Source organism: Paraburkholderia panacisoli, from assembly GCF_008369935.1.
GTDB lineage: Bacteria > Pseudomonadota > Gammaproteobacteria > Burkholderiales > Burkholderiaceae > Paraburkholderia > Paraburkholderia panacisoli.
Map to the genome: position 1 here is coordinate 85,963 of NZ_VTUZ01000031.1, position 16,395 is coordinate 102,357.

The 16,395-nt window shown below is 62.8% G+C and carries 12 protein-coding genes; 11 read left to right on the top strand and 1 reads right to left on the bottom strand.

What is annotated here, in order from left to right; translation table 11 throughout:
• Window positions 1-13: 13 nt before the first annotated feature.
• From gloB to FVF58_RS34365, 7 genes are all read left to right on the top strand, one after another.
• Entirely contained in the window at window positions 14-805 is a 792-nt protein-coding gene (gene gloB, locus FVF58_RS34335) for a hydroxyacylglutathione hydrolase (protein WP_149674177.1), read from the top strand.
• A gap of 156 nt (window positions 806-961) precedes the next feature.
• Window positions 962-2,656 (top strand): transglycosylase SLT domain-containing protein, encoded by a 1,695-nt coding sequence (locus FVF58_RS34340; protein WP_149674178.1) that lies wholly within the window; start codon window positions 962-964, stop codon window positions 2,654-2,656.
• Window positions 2,657-2,856: 200 nt separating this feature from the next.
• Window positions 2,857-4,098 carry an MFS transporter gene (locus tag FVF58_RS34345; RefSeq protein WP_149674179.1) on the top strand — a complete coding sequence of 414 codons (1,242 nt, stop codon included), beginning with the start codon at window positions 2,857-2,859 and terminating at the stop codon, window positions 4,096-4,098.
• Window positions 4,099-4,550: 452 nt separating this feature from the next.
• The gene (gene carA, locus FVF58_RS34350; protein ID WP_149674180.1) at window positions 4,551-5,705 is read left to right on the top strand and encodes a glutamine-hydrolyzing carbamoyl-phosphate synthase small subunit; all 1,155 of its coding nucleotides are present in this window, start codon (window positions 4,551-4,553) and stop codon (window positions 5,703-5,705) included.
• 206 nt (window positions 5,706-5,911) lie between these two features.
• Window positions 5,912-9,166, top strand: a complete 3,255-nt coding sequence (gene carB / locus FVF58_RS34355; protein ID WP_149674181.1) for a carbamoyl-phosphate synthase large subunit — start codon at window positions 5,912-5,914, stop codon at window positions 9,164-9,166.
• Between the two features lie 155 nt (window positions 9,167-9,321).
• Window positions 9,322-9,798, top strand: a complete 477-nt coding sequence (greA, locus tag FVF58_RS34360; protein ID WP_149674182.1) for a transcription elongation factor GreA — start codon at window positions 9,322-9,324, stop codon at window positions 9,796-9,798.
• A 19-nt stretch (window positions 9,799-9,817) separates the two neighbouring features.
• Window positions 9,818-10,327 carry a DUF4149 domain-containing protein gene (locus tag FVF58_RS34365; RefSeq protein ID WP_149674204.1) on the top strand — a complete coding sequence of 170 codons (510 nt, stop codon included), beginning with the start codon at window positions 9,818-9,820 and terminating at the stop codon, window positions 10,325-10,327.
• A gap of 152 nt (window positions 10,328-10,479) precedes the next feature.
• On the opposite strand, the gene FVF58_RS34370 is transcribed toward FVF58_RS34365, so the two are convergent.
• Window positions 10,480-11,007 carry a YhbY family RNA-binding protein gene (locus FVF58_RS34370; RefSeq protein WP_149674183.1) on the bottom strand — a complete coding sequence of 176 codons (528 nt, stop codon included), beginning with the start codon at window positions 11,005-11,007 and terminating at the stop codon, window positions 10,480-10,482.
• 190 nt (window positions 11,008-11,197) lie between these two features.
• On the opposite strand from FVF58_RS34370, the gene FVF58_RS34375 reads away from it, so the two are divergent.
• The 4 genes from FVF58_RS34375 (at window position 11,198) to glmM (ending at window position 16,304) form a co-directional block, all read left to right on the top strand.
• Complete coding sequence (locus tag FVF58_RS34375; protein WP_149674184.1) at window positions 11,198-11,860, top strand: RlmE family RNA methyltransferase; 663 nt, start codon at window positions 11,198-11,200, stop codon at window positions 11,858-11,860.
• A gap of 189 nt (window positions 11,861-12,049) precedes the next feature.
• Entirely contained in the window at window positions 12,050-13,939 is a 1,890-nt protein-coding gene (ftsH, locus tag FVF58_RS34380; protein ID WP_006051983.1) for an ATP-dependent zinc metalloprotease FtsH, read from the top strand.
• A gap of 82 nt (window positions 13,940-14,021) precedes the next feature.
• Complete coding sequence (gene folP, locus FVF58_RS34385; protein WP_246217286.1) at window positions 14,022-14,939, top strand: dihydropteroate synthase; 918 nt, start codon at window positions 14,022-14,024, stop codon at window positions 14,937-14,939.
• Window positions 14,940-14,945: 6 nt separating this feature from the next.
• Window positions 14,946-16,304, top strand: coding sequence for a phosphoglucosamine mutase (gene glmM / locus FVF58_RS34390; protein ID WP_149674185.1), 1,359 nt, complete (start codon window positions 14,946-14,948; stop codon window positions 16,302-16,304).
• The last annotated feature ends 91 nt before the right edge of the window (window positions 16,305-16,395 follow it).

Below are 16,395 nucleotides of genomic sequence, written 5' to 3' on the forward strand. Positions count from 1 at the left end.
GAATGCGTCGCCTATGAATGCGCTCGAGTACGTACCGGTCCCGGCGTTTGAAGACAATTACATCTGGGTCGTTTCCGACGGTCACCACGCGGTGGTCGTCGATCCGGGTGAGGCTGCCCCCGTGCGTGCCTATCTGGCAAAACGCGGATGGCGGCTGAGCGCTATTTTACTCACGCACCATCATCAAGACCACGTCGGCGGGGTGGCCGATCTGCTGAACGGCCAGGCCGTGCCGGTCTACGGCCCCGCGGGTGAAGCGATCGAGCATCTCACGCACCGTCTCAAAAATGGCGATCACGTGACAATTGCGGCGCCCGCACTCGAATTCAGCGTGCTCGACGTACCGGGTCACACGAGCGGACACATCGCGTATTTTCAGGCGGCCGACCCGCGCGGCACGCCGCACGTCTTTTGCGGCGACACGCTGTTCGCGTGCGGCTGCGGCCGGCTGTTCGAAGGCACGCCGCGGCAGATGCTCGCGTCGCTGGACGCGCTCGCCGCGCTGCCCGGTGCGACCGAAGTGCATTGCGCGCACGAGTACACGTTGTCGAATATCCGTTTCGCGCTCGCCTGCGAGCCGGGCAACGTCGAACTGCAAGCCTGGCGCGACAAGGCGAGCGAACTGCGAGCGCGCCATGTGCCGACGCTGCCGACCACCATCGCGCACGAGCGCGCGGTGAATCCATTCCTGCGCGCAGCCAGCCCGGCGGTGCAGGCGGCCTTGCAGGAGCAACTGCACGAAAAGGTATCCGACCGCTTGACGGCTTTTACATTGATGCGAGAATGGAAGAACCGCTTCCGTTAGTCCAGACCGCATTAAGCTCTCTTCACGCGAACAATCGGGAAGATTCGCCAAGCCCAAGATTTCCTTGATTTTTTTCGACATTTTCCGATTGACGTAAACGTTGCCGTTTCGTACTATCGGCTGCAAATTCCAGCCCTTTTGGAAGCCGAGACGTTCATGCGATTTATCTTAAGTGCGTTATTGGTCCTGACACTCGCCGCTTGCGCGAGTCAAGGGCCAACAACGGGCAGTTCCACCACCGCAACCAATCCCGCCACCCAGCAAGCCGTAGCCGACGCCCTTCGCAAGACAGCCACCGCCAAAGAAACGATCAACGTAGACCAGGGTTCGGTCAGTCAGCTCACCAGCGCGGACGCCGATCTGTGGGGCCGTATTCGCCGTGGTTTCCAGATGCCGGACCTGCAGACCGACCTCGTCGACATGCAGGTCAGCTGGTACGCGCAGCGTCCCGATTACGTGCAACGCATGACCGAGCGTTCGCAGAAGTACCTGTATCACATCGTCGAAGAACTCGAGGCGCGCCATATGCCGACCGAGCTCGCGTTGCTGCCGTTCATCGAGTCCGCGTATAGCCCGCAGGCGCTGTCGGTCGCGAAGGCCGCCGGCATGTGGCAGTTCATGCCGGGCACCGGGCGCACCTACAACCTCAAGCAGAACATGTGGCAGGACGAGCGCCGCGACGTGCTGGCCTCGACCAGCGCCGCGCTCGACTATCTGTCGCGTCTGCATGACATGTTCGGCGACTGGCAGTTGGCGCTCGCGGCGTACAACTGGGGCGAAGGCAACGTGCAGCGGGCGATCGCGCGCAACGAAGCGGCGGGGCTGCCCACCGACTACCTGAGCCTGCGCATGCCGAACGAGACGCGCAATTACGTGCCCAAGCTGCAGGCGGTCAAGAACATCGTGATGAACCCGCAGATGTACGGGCTCACCTTGCCGTCGATCCCGAACCACCCGTATTTCGTCACGGTCACTACCTCGCACGACATCGACGTGGAGATGGCCGCCAAGCTCGCGAATCTGTCCACGGACGAATTCCGCTCGCTGAACCCGTCGTTCAAGAAGCCGGTGATTCTCGGCACGACGCAGCCGCAGATCCTGCTGCCGTTCGACAACGCCAGCGCGTTCGAGCGCAATCTGAAAGCGTATTCCGGCTCGCTGTCGTCGTGGACCACGTACACGGTCGACCAACGCGCGACGCCGGCGGCGATCGCGCAGAAGATCGGCGTCGACGCCGACACGCTGATGGAAGTGAACAAGATTCCGGTCGGCATGCGTCTGAAGCCCGGCTCGACGATCGTGGTGCCGCGCGGTTCGGACGACGACGAAGACATCAGCGCCGATGTTGCCGAAAGCGCGGTTCTGGCGATGGAGCCGGACGTCCCCGATACCCGCAAGATGCTGATCCGCGTGCGCCGCAATCAGACGATGGCGGCCATCGCCGTGCGTTACGGCGTGTCGATCGGCCAGTTGAAGGCGTGGAACCGCACGCATCGCGATACGGTTTCGCGTGGCCAGGTGATCGTGCTGCACGTGCCGGTCGGCAAGGCGGTGCCGAGCGAGCCGGGTCCCGAGCGGATCGCGACCGACGTGCAGGGCGGCGGCGTCGAGAAGATCGGCACGCGCGTCGCGGACACGCATCGCGAATCGCGCTACGATAAAAAGAACGGTCGTGGCCGGTCGGCCGTGGTGAAAGTCTCCGAACCGGTAGGGAAAGTCAGCAAGCCGACTGCGTCCAGCGCCAGCAAGGGCAAGGTGACGAAAGTGTCGGTTTCCACGTCCAGCAAGGCGTCGAAGGCTGCGGCAGAGAGCCGCCCAAAGACCGCGGCCAGCGCGAAGAAGGGTAAGTAGACCAATAGCGGCTTCCACGGTAGTGACCACATGCGCTGCGGGGGCAGCGCATGGATTGCGCTCCGATCACGCACCGTGTTTTTTTCAACGCCGTCACCTGTGGTGACGGCGTTTTTCATATGCGGGCCGTTGCGGGCGACACGGGCGTATTTCCTTTATCTTTTGTGCTTTGGCCACGTTGGCCTCCCAACGCAAAACTTATGTCGTCGACCCAACTGCGCGTTTTTTTGCTGTTTTCCGCGGGCTATTTCGTTTCCTACCTGTTTCGCGGCGTCAACCTCGGATTCGCGCCGTTCATCACGCACGATCTCGGCTTGTCGGCCACCGATCTGGGCTTGCTGACCAGCCTGTATTTCCTCGGTTTCGCGGGCGCGCAGATTCCGGCTGGTGTGTTGCTCGATCACTTCGGCGCGCGGCGCGTAACGGCCGGCACGCTGTTGTTCGCCGCGCTGGGCATCTGGGTGTTCGGCGCCGCGCAGAGCCTCGGTGTGATGATGGTCGGGCGCCTGTTGATCGGGGTTGGCGTGTCCGTGTGCCTGGGCGCCGCATTCAAGGCGCTGGCGCAGCACTTCGCGAGCGCGCGGCTGCCGTTGATGAACGGGCTCGTGATGGCAATCGGCGGGTTCGGCGGCGTGATGGTTGGCTCGCCGCTCACGTGGGTGCTAGGTTTCGCGAGCTGGCGCGCGGTCTGCGTCGGGCTGGGTCTGCTGACCGTGCTGGTAGCGCTCGCGCAGTGGACGCTCGCGCCCGACTCGAAGGAAACTCACCACCAGGCGAGTCTCGGCGGGCAGTTCAAGGGCACTTTGCATATCCTGCGCAGTGCGGCGTTCTGGAAAATCGCGTCGTTCTCAGTCGTGACGCAAGGTGTCTTTTATGCGATGCAGTCGCTGTGGGTCGGCGCGTGGTTGCGCGACGTGCAGGGTTTCGAGCCGCGCGAAGCGGCCGCGCTGGTGTCGATTCTCGGCTTCGCGATGATGGCCGGCTGCGTCGGTTTCGGCGCGGCGGCGCGCAGTCTGGAGCGGCGCGGCGTCTCGCTGTATGCGTTTTGCGGCATCGGCATGGCGTTGCACGTGCTGACCCAGTTGTTGATCATGTTCCAGGCACCGCTGCCCGCGGGGCTGTTGTGGGCGGCCTATGGGATTTTCGGCGGGACCGGCATTCTCAGTTACGCGGTAATGGCCCGGCATTTCCCGGCACAGATGATCGGCCGGGTGAACACCACGCTGACGCTGATCATTTTCCTGCTGATATTCGGTTTCCAGATCGGCGTCGGCGCGGTGTTGTCGCATTGGCCCGCGAGCGGCGGGCATTATCCGCCGGCCGCGCATCTGAGCGCGTGGGGAATTCTGGTGACGCTGCAGGTGTTGAGCGCGATCTGGTACATGTTGCCGAGCCGCAAGACATCCCGCGCGACCAAAGTGCGCGCCGAGCAGGAGGCCTGAGCGAGCGCGCGCGGCGGTCCGCACGCCGCCGCCGATTTGCCGGCGCAAGGCCGGTTCGCAACTTGCAAATTTTTGTTGTCCGGCTCCGAGGCCAGCACTGGCAAGGCTTGGACCGCGGCGCAGGCCCGCATTGCCAAGCCGGCGCGCTATCTCGGATTTGGAGGGAAGGGCCGTTTCAGGCTATAATTTCAAGGTTTGAGCTTATCAACCCGCACCCTAGCGCCTACCTCTCCCATACCGTTCATCCGCCGCGCGCCATTGGCGTAGCAAGAAGGGCCCCGCACCCAGCCGATCCGTCTACACAATGGACACATTGGACACGTCGCGCGCCCCTTGCAACGTCAACTGCAGGTCGCGAGCGAGTCTGCGCGCGCATCCCATGGATGTGCTTCGCTGCGGCTCGCAGTCGGATAGGCTGGTCGGCAACAGGGTGTTCCCCCAAGGAGTCTCCCGTGTTGCCGTCATTTTCTCCCGCTCTGCTCGCGCTCGCCGACGGCACGGTCTTTCGTGGTTACTCGATCGGCGCCCCCGGGCATACCATCGGCGAAGTCGTGTTCAACACCGCTATCACCGGCTATCAGGAAATCCTGACTGACCCGAGCTACGCGCGTCAGATCGTGACCCTCACGTATCCGCATATCGGCAACGTCGGCGTGAACGCCGAAGACGTCGAAGCTACGAAAGTCCATGCCGCTGGTCTGATCATTCGCGATCTGCCGGTTCTCGCGTCGAACTTCCGCATGGAGCGCACGCTCCCGCAATACCTGCAGGACGAAGGCGTGGTCGCCATCGCCGGCCTCGACACCCGCAAGCTGACCCGCGTTCTGCGCGACAAGGGGGCGCAGAACGGCGCGATCCTGGCCGGCTCGGACGACGAAGCCAAGGCCATCGAACTCGCCCGCTCGTTCCCGGGCCTCTCGGGCATGGACCTCGCGAAAGTGGTGTCGACGAAGGAAACCTACGAGTGGACCCAGACCGAATGGCGTCTGGGCACCGGCTACGGCAAGCAGAATGCGCCGAAGTACCGCGTGGTGGCGTTCGACTACGGCGTGAAGTACAACATCCTGCGCATGCTGGCCGAGCGCGGCTGCCACGTTACCGTGCTGCCGGCGCAGGCCAGCGCGGCCGACGCGCTGGCGCTCAACCCGGACGGCATCTTCCTGTCGAACGGCCCGGGCGATCCGGAACCGTGCGACTACGCTATCGCGGCGACTAAAGAACTGATCGAGCGCGGCATTCCGACCTTCGGCATCTGTCTCGGTCACCAGATCATGGGCCTCGCGGTTGGCGCCAGGACCATGAAGATGAAGACGGGGCACCACGGCGCGAACCATCCGGTGAAGGATCTGGACGACGGCCGCGTGGTGATCACGTCGCAGAACCACGGCTTCGCGGTCGACGCCGACACGTTGCCGGCCAACGCCCGTGCCACCCACGTTTCGCTGTTCGATGGCACGCTGCAAGGCTTCGCGCTGACCGACAAGCCGGCGTTCTGCTTCCAGGGCCACCCGGAAGCGTCGCCTGGTCCGCACGATATCGCGTATCTGTTCGACCGCTTCACCGCGATGATGGACGCGCAGAAGAGCGGCAAGAGCGCAGCGGCATAAGGCAGGCACAGCCGGCACAGCGGCTCGGCTCAACGGGCTTGCCTGCAGGGTGGCCCGGCGGCATGCGACTCGCCACGCGATAGGCGCACCCGGCGTACCGGACCCCCGAAGGCGAGCCGCACGGAACCGGGCCAAGCAAAGCGCGCGCAACGCAACAACGACGCGCGCCGACGGAAAGAATTCAGGAATACATTAGCGAGAGCGTTATGCCCAAGCGGACAGACATCAAGAGCATCCTCATCATCGGCGCGGGTCCGATCATCATCGGCCAGGCGTGCGAGTTCGACTACTCGGGCGCGCAGGCATGCAAGGCGCTGCGTGAGGAAGGCTACAAGGTCATTCTCGTCAACAGCAATCCGGCGACGATCATGACCGACCCGAACACGGCCGACGTGACCTACATCGAGCCGATCACGTGGGAAGTGGTCGAGCGCATCATCGCGAAGGAGCGCCCGGACGCGATCCTGCCGACGATGGGCGGTCAGACCGCGCTGAACTGCGCGCTCGATCTGCACGCGCACGGCGTGCTGGAGAAGTACAAGGTCGAGCTGATCGGCGCGTCGCCGGAAGCGATCGACAAGGCGGAAGACCGCCAGAAGTTCAAGGACGCGATGACCAAAATTGGCCTCGGTTCGGCCAAGTCGGGCACCGCGCATTCGATGGAAGAAGCGTTGCAGGTGCAGGCGAAGATCGCCGGGGAAACCGGCAGCGGCGGCTACCCGGTCGTGATCCGTCCGTCGTTCACGCTGGGCGGCTCGGGCGGCGGCATCGCATACAACCGCGACGAATTCGAAGAGATCTGCAAGCGCGGCCTCGACCTGTCGCCCACGCGCGAGCTGCTGATCGAAGAGTCGCTGCTCGGCTGGAAAGAGTACGAGATGGAAGTGGTCCGCGACACCAAGGACAACTGCATCATCGTCTGCTCGATCGAAAACCTCGACCCGATGGGCATCCACACCGGCGACTCGATCACCGTCGCGCCCGCGCAAACGCTGACCGACAAGGAATACCAGATCCTGCGTAACGCGTCGCTCGCGGTGCTGCGCGAGATCGGCGTCGACACGGGCGGCTCGAATGTGCAGTTCTCGATCAATCCGAAAGACGGCCGGATGATCGTGATCGAAATGAACCCGCGTGTGTCGCGCTCGTCGGCGCTCGCGTCGAAGGCGACCGGCTTCCCGATCGCCAAGGTCGCGGCCAAGCTGGCCGTCGGCTACACGCTCGACGAACTGAAGAACGAAATCACCGGCGGCCAGACCCCGGCATCGTTCGAACCGACGATCGACTACGTCGTCACCAAGATTCCGCGTTTCGCGTTCGAGAAATTCCGCGAAGCCGATTCGCGCCTGACCACGCAGATGAAGTCGGTCGGCGAAGTGATGGCGATCGGCCGCACCTTCCAGGAGTCGTTCCAGAAGGCGCTGCGCGGTCTGGAAGTTGGCGTCGACGGTCTGGACGAAAAGACCGATAACCGCGACGAAATCATCCGCGAGATCGGCGAAGCCGGTCCGGACCGCATCTGGTACGTCGGCGACGCGTTCCGTGTCGGCATGACGGCCGAAGAGATTTTCGAAGAGACCGCGATCGATCCGTGGTTCCTCGCGCAGATCGAACAGATCGTCCTGAAGGAAAAGGCGCTGGCCGGCCGCACGCTCGCGAGCCTCTCGAAGGAAGAACTGAAGTATCTGAAGCAAAGCGGCTTCTCGGACCGGCGTCTCGCGAAGCTGCTGGGCGCGAAACCGGCGGAAGTGCGTGCGCGCCGTATCGAGTTGAACGTGCGCCCGGTGTACAAGCGCGTCGACACCTGCGCTGCCGAATTCGCGACGAAAACCGCGTACATGTACTCCACGTACGAGGAAGAGTGCGAAGCGAATCCGACCAACAACAAGAAGATCATGGTGCTGGGCGGCGGCCCGAACCGGATCGGCCAGGGCATCGAGTTCGACTACTGCTGCGTGCATGCCGCGCTCGCGATGCGCGAAGACGGCTATGAAACGATCATGGTCAACTGCAACCCCGAAACCGTTTCGACCGACTACGACACATCCGATCGTCTGTATTTCGAATCGCTGACGCTCGAAGACGTGCTCGAAATCGTCGACAAGGAAAAGCCGGTCGGCGTGATTGTGCAATACGGCGGTCAGACGCCGCTGAAGCTCGCGCTCGATCTCGAAGCGAACGGTGTGCCGATCATCGGCACGTCGCCGGACATGATCGACGCCGCCGAAGACCGCGAGCGTTTCCAGAAGCTGCTGCAGGACCTCGGCCTGCGTCAGCCGCCGAACCGCACCGCGCGTGCCGAAGACGAAGCGCTCAAGCTCGCCGACGAAATCGGCTACCCGCTGGTGGTGCGTCCGTCGTACGTGCTCGGCGGCCGCGCGATGGAAATCGTCCACGAGCCGCGCGACCTCGAGCGCTATATGCGCGAGGCCGTGAAGGTGTCGAACGATTCGCCGGTGCTGCTCGACCGCTTCCTGAACGACGCGATCGAATGCGACGTGGATTGCATCTCGGATGGCGAAGCCGTGTTTATCGGCGGCGTGATGGAGCACATCGAACAGGCGGGCGTGCACTCGGGCGACTCGGCCTGCTCGCTGCCGCCGTATTCGCTGTCGAAGGAAACTGTGGCTGAACTCAAGCGCCAGACAGGCGCGATGGCGAAGGCGCTGAACGTGGTCGGCCTGATGAACGTGCAGTTCGCGATTCAGCAGGTTCCGCAGGCGGACGGCTCGAAAGAAGACATCATCTACGTGCTCGAAGTGAACCCGCGCGCATCGCGCACGGTGCCGTACGTGTCGAAGGCGACCAGCCTTCCGCTCGCGAAGATCGCGGCGCGCGCGATGGTCGGCCAGAAGCTGGCGCAGCAAGGCGTGACAAAGGAAATCGAACCGCCGTACTTCAGTGTGAAGGAAGCGGTGTTCCCGTTCGTCAAGTTCCCGGCAGTCGACCCGGTGCTCGGACCGGAAATGCGTTCGACCGGTGAAGTGATGGGCGTGGGCCAGACCTTCGGCGAGGCGCTCTTCAAGTCGCAGCTCGCGGCGGGTTCGCGCCTGCCGGAGTCGGGCACGGTGCTGTTGACCGTGATGGACGCCGACAAGCCGAAGGCCGTCGAAGTCGCGCGCATGCTGCACGAACTCGGCTATCCGATCGTCGCGACCAAGGGCACGGCTGCCGCGATCGAAGCGGCAGGCGTGCCGGTGAAGGTCGTCAACAAGGTGAAGGATGGCCGTCCGCACATCGTCGACATGATCAAGAACGGCGAGATCGCGCTGGTCTTCACGACCGTCGACGAAACGCGCGCCGCGATCGCCGATTCGCGTTCGATTCGCATGAGCGCGCAGGCGAACAAGGTCACGTACTACACGACGATGTCCGGCGCGCGGGCTGCGGTGGAAGGTCTGCGTTATCTGAAGAACCTGGAAGTCTATGATTTACAAGGGCTCCACGCTCGCCTAAACTAAGGCTTCGAATATCTGTCCAGGATGTAAGTGCCGCGGTTAAGCGGCGTTCCGCAGTAGCTGGGGCCACGGGTTATGCCCCGTGGCGCTGGTTCCTGCGGGATGCACTTAACCGCGGTGATTTTTTTTACGGCCGTTTTTTGCCTCTAGAGTTGTTTATGAGCACTATTCCATTGACTAAGCGCGGCGCAGACATGTTGCGCGATGAATTGCAGCGTCTGAAATCGGTTGAACGTCCGGCCGTGATCAACTCGATCGCGGAAGCGCGTGCGCAGGGCGACCTGTCGGAAAACGCGGAATACGACGCGGCGAAGGAAAAACAGGGCTTTATCGAAGGCCGGATTGCCGAGATCGAATCGAAGCTGGCCGGCGCGCAGGTGATCGACCCGGCAAAGGTGGACGCAGACGGTCGCGTGGTGTTCGGCGCGACGCTGGAACTGGAAGACCTGGAGTCGGGTGCGTCGGTCAAATATCAGATCGTCGGCGACGACGAAGCCGACATCGACCACGGTCTGATCTCGATCAGCTCGCCGATCGCGCGCGCCTTGATCGGTAAGTCGGAAGGCGACGTTGCGTCGGTACAGGCACCGGGCGGCGTGCGCGAGTACGAGATCATCGCGGTTAGCTACATCTGAGGGTGACAGGGTGTCGCAAATTCCACATCGGGTTTTCCGTCTTTTGACTGTGGTGTGGGTCGGTAGTCTGCTGACTATCGGCTACGCCGTCGCGCCCGTGCTATTCACGTCGCTCGACCGGATGACGGCGGGCGCCGTCGCGGCGCAGCTGTTTCGCGTGCAGGGCATCCTGGGTGTGGTGTGTGGCGTTTTGCTGCTCGGTCTCGCGAACCTGCTGGTTCGTCGCGGCAGCGAGGCTTATCGCCGTTTGCGCTGGCTCATCGCCGGCATGCTGGTGTGCGTGCTGGTCGGTTACTTCGCGCTGCAGCCGTTCATGAATGCGATGCGCGTGGCCGCGCTCGAAGCGGGCAGCGATGTCGGGCATTCGGTCTATGCGACGCGCTTCGGCATCCTGCATGGCGTGTCGAGTCTGTTCTATCTGATCGAAAGCCTGCTGGGCCTGGGGCTCGTGTGGATGCTGCCCGCGGGGTCCGATATCGCGGTGGCGGAGCGGGGTGCTCGCGGTGCCGCGGAGAAGATGGCGGGCTGAGGCGCTGGGATCGAACGGTTTCTGTTTGCTTATCCCCGTCTTTCCGCTGTCAGCGGATCTCTTTAAGCGCCTCTGCGGGCATTCAGCCTCTCGTTTTCAAGCCGGCCTGTTGCCAAGGTGCGGACTTCTTCGCCGCACGTCCCGTCACTCGCTTATTTCGACGATTGATGCGAGCGCTTTGCGCTGGTTTGGCGCTTCTTCGCGCGCTTGATGTTGCCGCCTTGCGTGACGCGTTCATTGCCGCGCACCACGACCGCTTTTGCCTTCGGCTTGCGCATCGGAATTTCGCTGGGTTTCACCACCTTGACGACGCGCGGTGCGCGGCCCTTGCCCGGTTTGGCTTCGACGGCCGCTTCGCGGGCGCTCGGCAGTGCGCCACGCTTCGTTTTCACCGCCGGTTGAGCCGATTCCGGCTTCCAGATCACCAGCAGCTTGCCGATGTGCTGGATCGGCGCAGCATTGAGCGTGTCGCAGATCTGTTCGTAAATCGCGATGCGCTCTTCGCGATCGTCGCCGAACACGCGAATCTTGATGAGCTGATGGGCGCCAAGGTGGACCTTGATCTCGGAGAGCACAGCGTCGGTCAAGCCTTCGGCGCCGACGAGCACGACCGGTTTGAGCGGATGTGCCTGGGAGCGCAACTCGGCGCGTTGGTCGGAAGAGACTTTGAGGGCTGGCATGGAAAGTGGAAGACTCGACTAAAATGGCGGCACCTGCGTTCCCGATCGATTTGCTCGATCGGTTGATTCAACAGGGCGGCGCGTCAGAACAACAGAATCGCGGATGACCGTCAGTTTGGCGGTGGCCGCGCGAATTAACCGCGTATTATCCCCTAAAGCGCGACACCACGCAGCAAGAGTTCAATCTTTAATGGCAAAAAACAAGTTCAACACCGCGTGGCTGCATGACCACATCAACGACCCGTACGTGAAAATGGCGCAGCGGGAGGGCTATCGCGCCCGCGCGGCCTACAAGCTCAAGGAGATCGACGAGCAGGACAAGCTGATCCGTCCGGGGCAGGTCATCGTCGACCTCGGCTCCACACCGGGCAGCTGGAGCCAGTACGCGCGCAACAAGCTCGCCAAGGGCTCGCAGCGCGACGCTGAGCGCGAAGGCGGGATCGACGGTACGATCATCGCGTTGGACATCCTGCCGATGGAACCGGTGGCCGACGTCCATTTCATTCAAGGCGACTTCCGTGAGGATTCGGTGTTGGGCCAGTTGGAAGAATTGGTCGGAGAACGCCAGGTCGACCTTGTAATTTCGGATATGGCGCCCAACCTGTCAGGAGTGGCGGTGGCGGATGCCGCGCGAATCGAGCATTTATGCGATCTCGCGCTGGAATTCTCACAAAATCACCTGAGACCGGATGGTGCCCTTTTAGTCAAATGTTTTCACGGCAGTGGTTACAGCCAGATTGTCGAAAAGTTCAAGCGTCAGTTCAAGGTGGTGGCGGCCCGTAAGCCAAAGGCTTCGCGGGATAAATCGTCAGAAACGTTTATTTTGGGTAAGCATCTCAAGCGCCCCGCGTAGGGCCGCTGCAGGACGGTTCCGCATCTGCCGATAAAGTGCTCATGGCGCCGGAAATTGACGCTTTAATGGCCGGCTACGCTATTTATGTGGTAGCGAAACGTTATGGCAGGGGTTTGCGGACTGGATTAGAATGCTTTCGTGGTGCCGCAAGGCAAATGTAGGCGCCCGTCTAAGTGAAGGAGTGGTGCTTTGAACAACAATATGTTTTCGAAGGCAGCAGTGTGGCTGGTTATCGCACTGGTGCTGTTTACGGTGTTCAAGCAGTTCGACAAGCCCCGTGTCCAGGAAGGCGTTTCGTATTCGCAGTTCATGGACGACGCGAAGAACGGCAAAGTCAAGAACGTCATTGTCCAGGGGCGGAACCTCACGGTCACTCCAGCAGACGGCCAGAAATACCAGATTGTGTCGCCTGGCGACATCTGGATGGTCGGCGATCTGATGAAGTATGGCGTCCAGGTGAGCGGCAAGGCTGACGACGAACCGAATGCGCTGGTCTCCGCGCTGTACTACCTTGGGCCGACGATTCTGATCATCGGCTTCTGGTTCTACATGATGCGACAGATGCAGGGAGGCGGTAAAGGCGGTGCATTCTCGTTCGGCAAATCGCGCGCTCGCCTGATTGACGAGAACAACAACGCGATCAATTTCACCGACGTCGCCGGTTGCGACGAAGCGAAGGAGGAAGTGTCCGAACTGGTCGACTTCCTGCGCGATCCACAGAAATTCCAGAAGCTGGGGGGCCGCATTCCGCGCGGCGTGTTGCTGGTCGGGCCGCCGGGAACCGGTAAGACGCTGCTGGCGCGCGCTATCGCCGGTGAAGCGAAAGTGCCGTTCTTTAGCATCTCGGGTTCGGACTTCGTCGAAATGTTCGTTGGTGTCGGCGCGGCTCGCGTGCGCGATATGTTCGAGCAGGCGAAGAAGCACGCACCGTGCATCGTGTTCATCGACGAAATCGACGCGGTCGGTCGTCATCGCGGCGCCGGTATGGGCGGCGGCAACGACGAACGCGAGCAGACGCTGAATCAGATGCTGGTCGAGATGGACGGCTTCGAAGCGAACTCGGGTGTGATCGTGATCGCTGCAACGAACCGTTCGGACGTGCTCGACAAGGCGTTGCTGCGCCCGGGCCGCTTCGATCGCCAGGTGTACGTCGGTCTGCCGGACATTCGCGGCCGCGAACACATCATGAAGGTTCACTTGCGCAAGGTGCCGATCTCGAACGATGTCGACGCGGCAGTCATCGCACGCGGCACGCCGGGCTTCTCGGGCGCCGATCTCGCGAACCTGGTCAACGAAGCTGCGTTGTTCGCGGCTCGGCGCGGCAAGCGCATCGTCGAAATGACGGACTTCGAAGACGCAAAGGACAAGATCTTCATGGGTCCGGAGCGCAAGTCGGCCGTGATTCGCGAAGAGTCGAAGCGCGCCACGGCGTACCATGAGTCGGGCCATGCGGTGATCGCGAAACTGCTGCCGAAGGCCGATCCGGTGCACAAGGTCACGATCATCCCGCGCGGCCGTGCGCTGGGCGTCACGTGGCAATTGCCGGAGCACGACAACGAAACGTATTCGAAAGACTACCTGCTGGATCGTCTCGCGATCCTGTTCGGCGGCCGGGTCGCGGAAGAGTTGTTCCTGAACCTGATCAGCACGGGTGCATCGGACGACTTCAACAAGGCGACGCAAACGGCTCGCGCGATGGTGGCTCGCTTCGGTATGACGGATGCGCTCGGACCGATGGTTTACGTCGACGATGAAAACGACGCAACGCCGTTTGGCCGTGGCTTCACACGCACCATTTCGGAAGCGACACAGCAGAAGGTCGACGCGGAAATCCGCCGCGTGCTGGACGAGCAGTACAACCTCGCGAAGCGTCTGCTTGACGAAAACCGCGACAAGGTCGAAGCGATGACCGCCGCGCTGATGGAGTGGGAAACGATCGACGCCGATCAGATCAACGACATCATGGCTGGCCGTCCGCCGCGTTCGCCGAAGAGTTCGCCGCCGTCGGCAAGCGACGCCTCGTCGGGCGGCAGTCCGGGCACCGAGGTCAAGCCTGGCAGCGCGACTGCGCCGGCCTGATAGGCGATCAGCAGAAAGTGCGGGCCGGTGTGCTTCACACCGGCCCGTTTGCATTTATCCGTCTTATGTGAAGCATCGTTACGTGTCGAAAGCCGCTCTCTCTTCTCTTGCCATCCCGGCGCCGCTTCAATGCGGCCGCTTCAAGCTGACCTTTGAACGCCCATTGGTCATGGGTATCCTGAACATCACGCCGGATTCGTTTTCCGATGGCGGTAAATTCGCGACCCGCGACGATGCGCTGCGCCAGGCCGAGCGCATGATCGCCGAAGGTGCGGATATCATCGACATCGGCGGCGAATCGACCCGGCCGGGGGCGCCGCCGGTGCCGCTCGACGAAGAACTGGAGCGCGTGATTCCACTTATCGAGCAACTGCGCGGGGTGAACGTGCCGTTGTCGGTGGATACATACAAGCCGGAGGTGATGCGCCACGCATTGAGTGCGGGCGCCGATCTGATCAACGACATCTGGGGCTTCCGGATGCCCGGCGCGATCGACGCGGTCCGCGATAGCGCATGTGGTTTGTGTGTGATGCATATGCTGGGCGAGCCGCAGACCATGCAGCTCGGCGAGCCGGCCTATGAGGATGTGGTGAGCGAGGTTCGCCACTTTCTCGAAGAGCGGGTGGCCACGCTGCAGCAAGCAGGTATTGCGCGTGAGCGCATCAGCGTCGACCCGGGTTTCGGCTTCGGCAAGGCGGTGGTCGAGCACAACTACGCGTTGCTTGCGTATTTGTCGGACACCGCGCCGCAGGCCGAGCCGCCTTACCCGATTCTCGCGGGCATGTCGCGTAAGTCGATGGTCGGCGCGGTGGTTGGGCGTCCGCCCGCGGAGCGCATCGCCGGCAGCATCGCCGCGGCTGTGTGTGCGGCCGAAAGGGGTGCGGCGATTCTGCGCGTGCACGATGTCGCGCAAACGGTAGATTCGTTGAAAATATGGGCAACAATGCGCGACGCGGCGAATCACGGCCGCGCGCGATTGAACCCAAAGCAAGGGAGCTAGTAAAACATGGCACGTCGTTACTTCGGAACGGACGGGATTCGGGGCAAGGTCGGTGAAGGGCCCATTACACCGGAGTTTGTGCTGCGGCTGGGTTATGCGGCCGGCAAGGTACTCGCGGGTGCGGATCGCCGGACCAAATCGAGCACCCGGCCCACGGTACTGATCGGTAAAGACACGCGGGTGTCGGGCTATATGCTCGAAGCCGCGCTCGAGTCGGGCTTTTCGGCGGCCGGCGTGGACGTGATGCTGGCCGGCCCGATGCCGACTCCCGGCATCGCCTACCTGACGCGCGCGCTGCGGCTCGCCGCGGGCGTAGTGATTAGCGCGTCGCACAACCCGTACTACGACAACGGCATCAAATTCTTCTCCGCCGACGGCAACAAGCTGCCGGACGACGTCGAAGCGCAGATCGAAGAGCAACTCGATCTGCCGCTCGCCTGCGCGGCGTCCGAGCAGCTCGGCAAGGCGCGGCGCCTCGATGATGCGGCGGGCCGCTATATCGAGTTCTGCAAGAGCACGTTCCCGGCTGCGTTCGACCTGCGCGGGATGAAGCTGGTCGTCGATTGCGCGCATGGCGCCGCGTACGACATCGCGCCGCACGTGTTCCACGAACTCGGCGCCGAGGTGATCCCGATCGGCGTGGCGCCGAACGGCTTCAATATCAACGACGGTGTGGGCGCCACCGCGCCCGACGCGCTGGTGCGCGCGGTGTGCGCGAATCACGCGGATCTCGGCATCGCGCTCGATGGCGACGCCGACCGTCTGCAGGTAGTCGACGCGGCCGGCCGCCTGTACAACGGCGACGAGCTGCTGTACGTGCTGGTGAGGGACCGCATCGCGACCGCGGGCAAGGTGGATGGCGCGGTCGGCACCTTGATGACCAATATGGCGGTTGAAGTTGCGCTGCAGGAGGCGGGCGTGAAGTTCGTCCGCGCGGCGGTGGGCGACCGCTATGTGCTCGAGCAGTTGCGCGAACACGGCTGGCAACTAGGGGCCGAAGGCTCCGGCCACATCCTCTCCCTCGACCGCCATTCGACCGGCGACGGCATCGTCTCCGCGTTGCTGGTGCTGGCGGCGATGCAGCGCAGCGGCAAATCGCTCGCCGAGCTGCTTGACGGTGTCACGCTGTTCCCGCAGAAGCTGATCAACGTGCGGATGAAGCCGGACGCGGACTGGAAAGGCAGTGACACGATCCGTCGCGCGATCGGCAAGGCGGAGGATGCGTTGAACGGCCGCGGCCGCGTGTTGATCCGCGCGTCCGGCACCGAGCCGGTACTGCGCGTGATGGTCGAGGCGGAGAACGTCGACGACGCGGTTCGTTATTCGGAGTCGATTGCCGACGCGGTGAAGCGGGCCACGACGTAAGGCGCGCTTTTTCACGTTTTTTTGCGCAGCGGCGGGACGACAGGGTGTCGTCCCGCCGCTTGCATCTTGCTCTCACTCTGAACCGGTGCAA

Bases quoted from the DNA above. Each gene is read 5' to 3' on its own strand.
- greA (WP_149674182.1), top strand. From the start codon at position 9,322: ATGAGCACTATTCCATTGACTAAGCGCGGCGCAGACATGTTGCGCGAT.
- glmM (WP_149674185.1), top strand. From the start codon at position 14,946: ATGGCACGTCGTTACTTCGGAACGGACGGGATTCGGGGCAAGGTCGGT.
- carB (WP_149674181.1), top strand. From the start codon at position 5,912: ATGCCCAAGCGGACAGACATCAAGAGCATCCTCATCATCGGCGCGGGT.
- FVF58_RS34370 (WP_149674183.1), bottom strand. From the start codon at position 11,007: ATGCCAGCCCTCAAAGTCTCTTCCGACCAACGCGCCGAGTTGCGCTCC.
- FVF58_RS34375 (WP_149674184.1), top strand. From the start codon at position 11,198: ATGGCAAAAAACAAGTTCAACACCGCGTGGCTGCATGACCACATCAAC.
- FVF58_RS34340 (WP_149674178.1), top strand. From the start codon at position 962: ATGCGATTTATCTTAAGTGCGTTATTGGTCCTGACACTCGCCGCTTGC.
- FVF58_RS34345 (WP_149674179.1), top strand. From the start codon at position 2,857: ATGTCGTCGACCCAACTGCGCGTTTTTTTGCTGTTTTCCGCGGGCTAT.
- gloB (WP_149674177.1), top strand. From the start codon at position 14: ATGAATGCGCTCGAGTACGTACCGGTCCCGGCGTTTGAAGACAATTAC.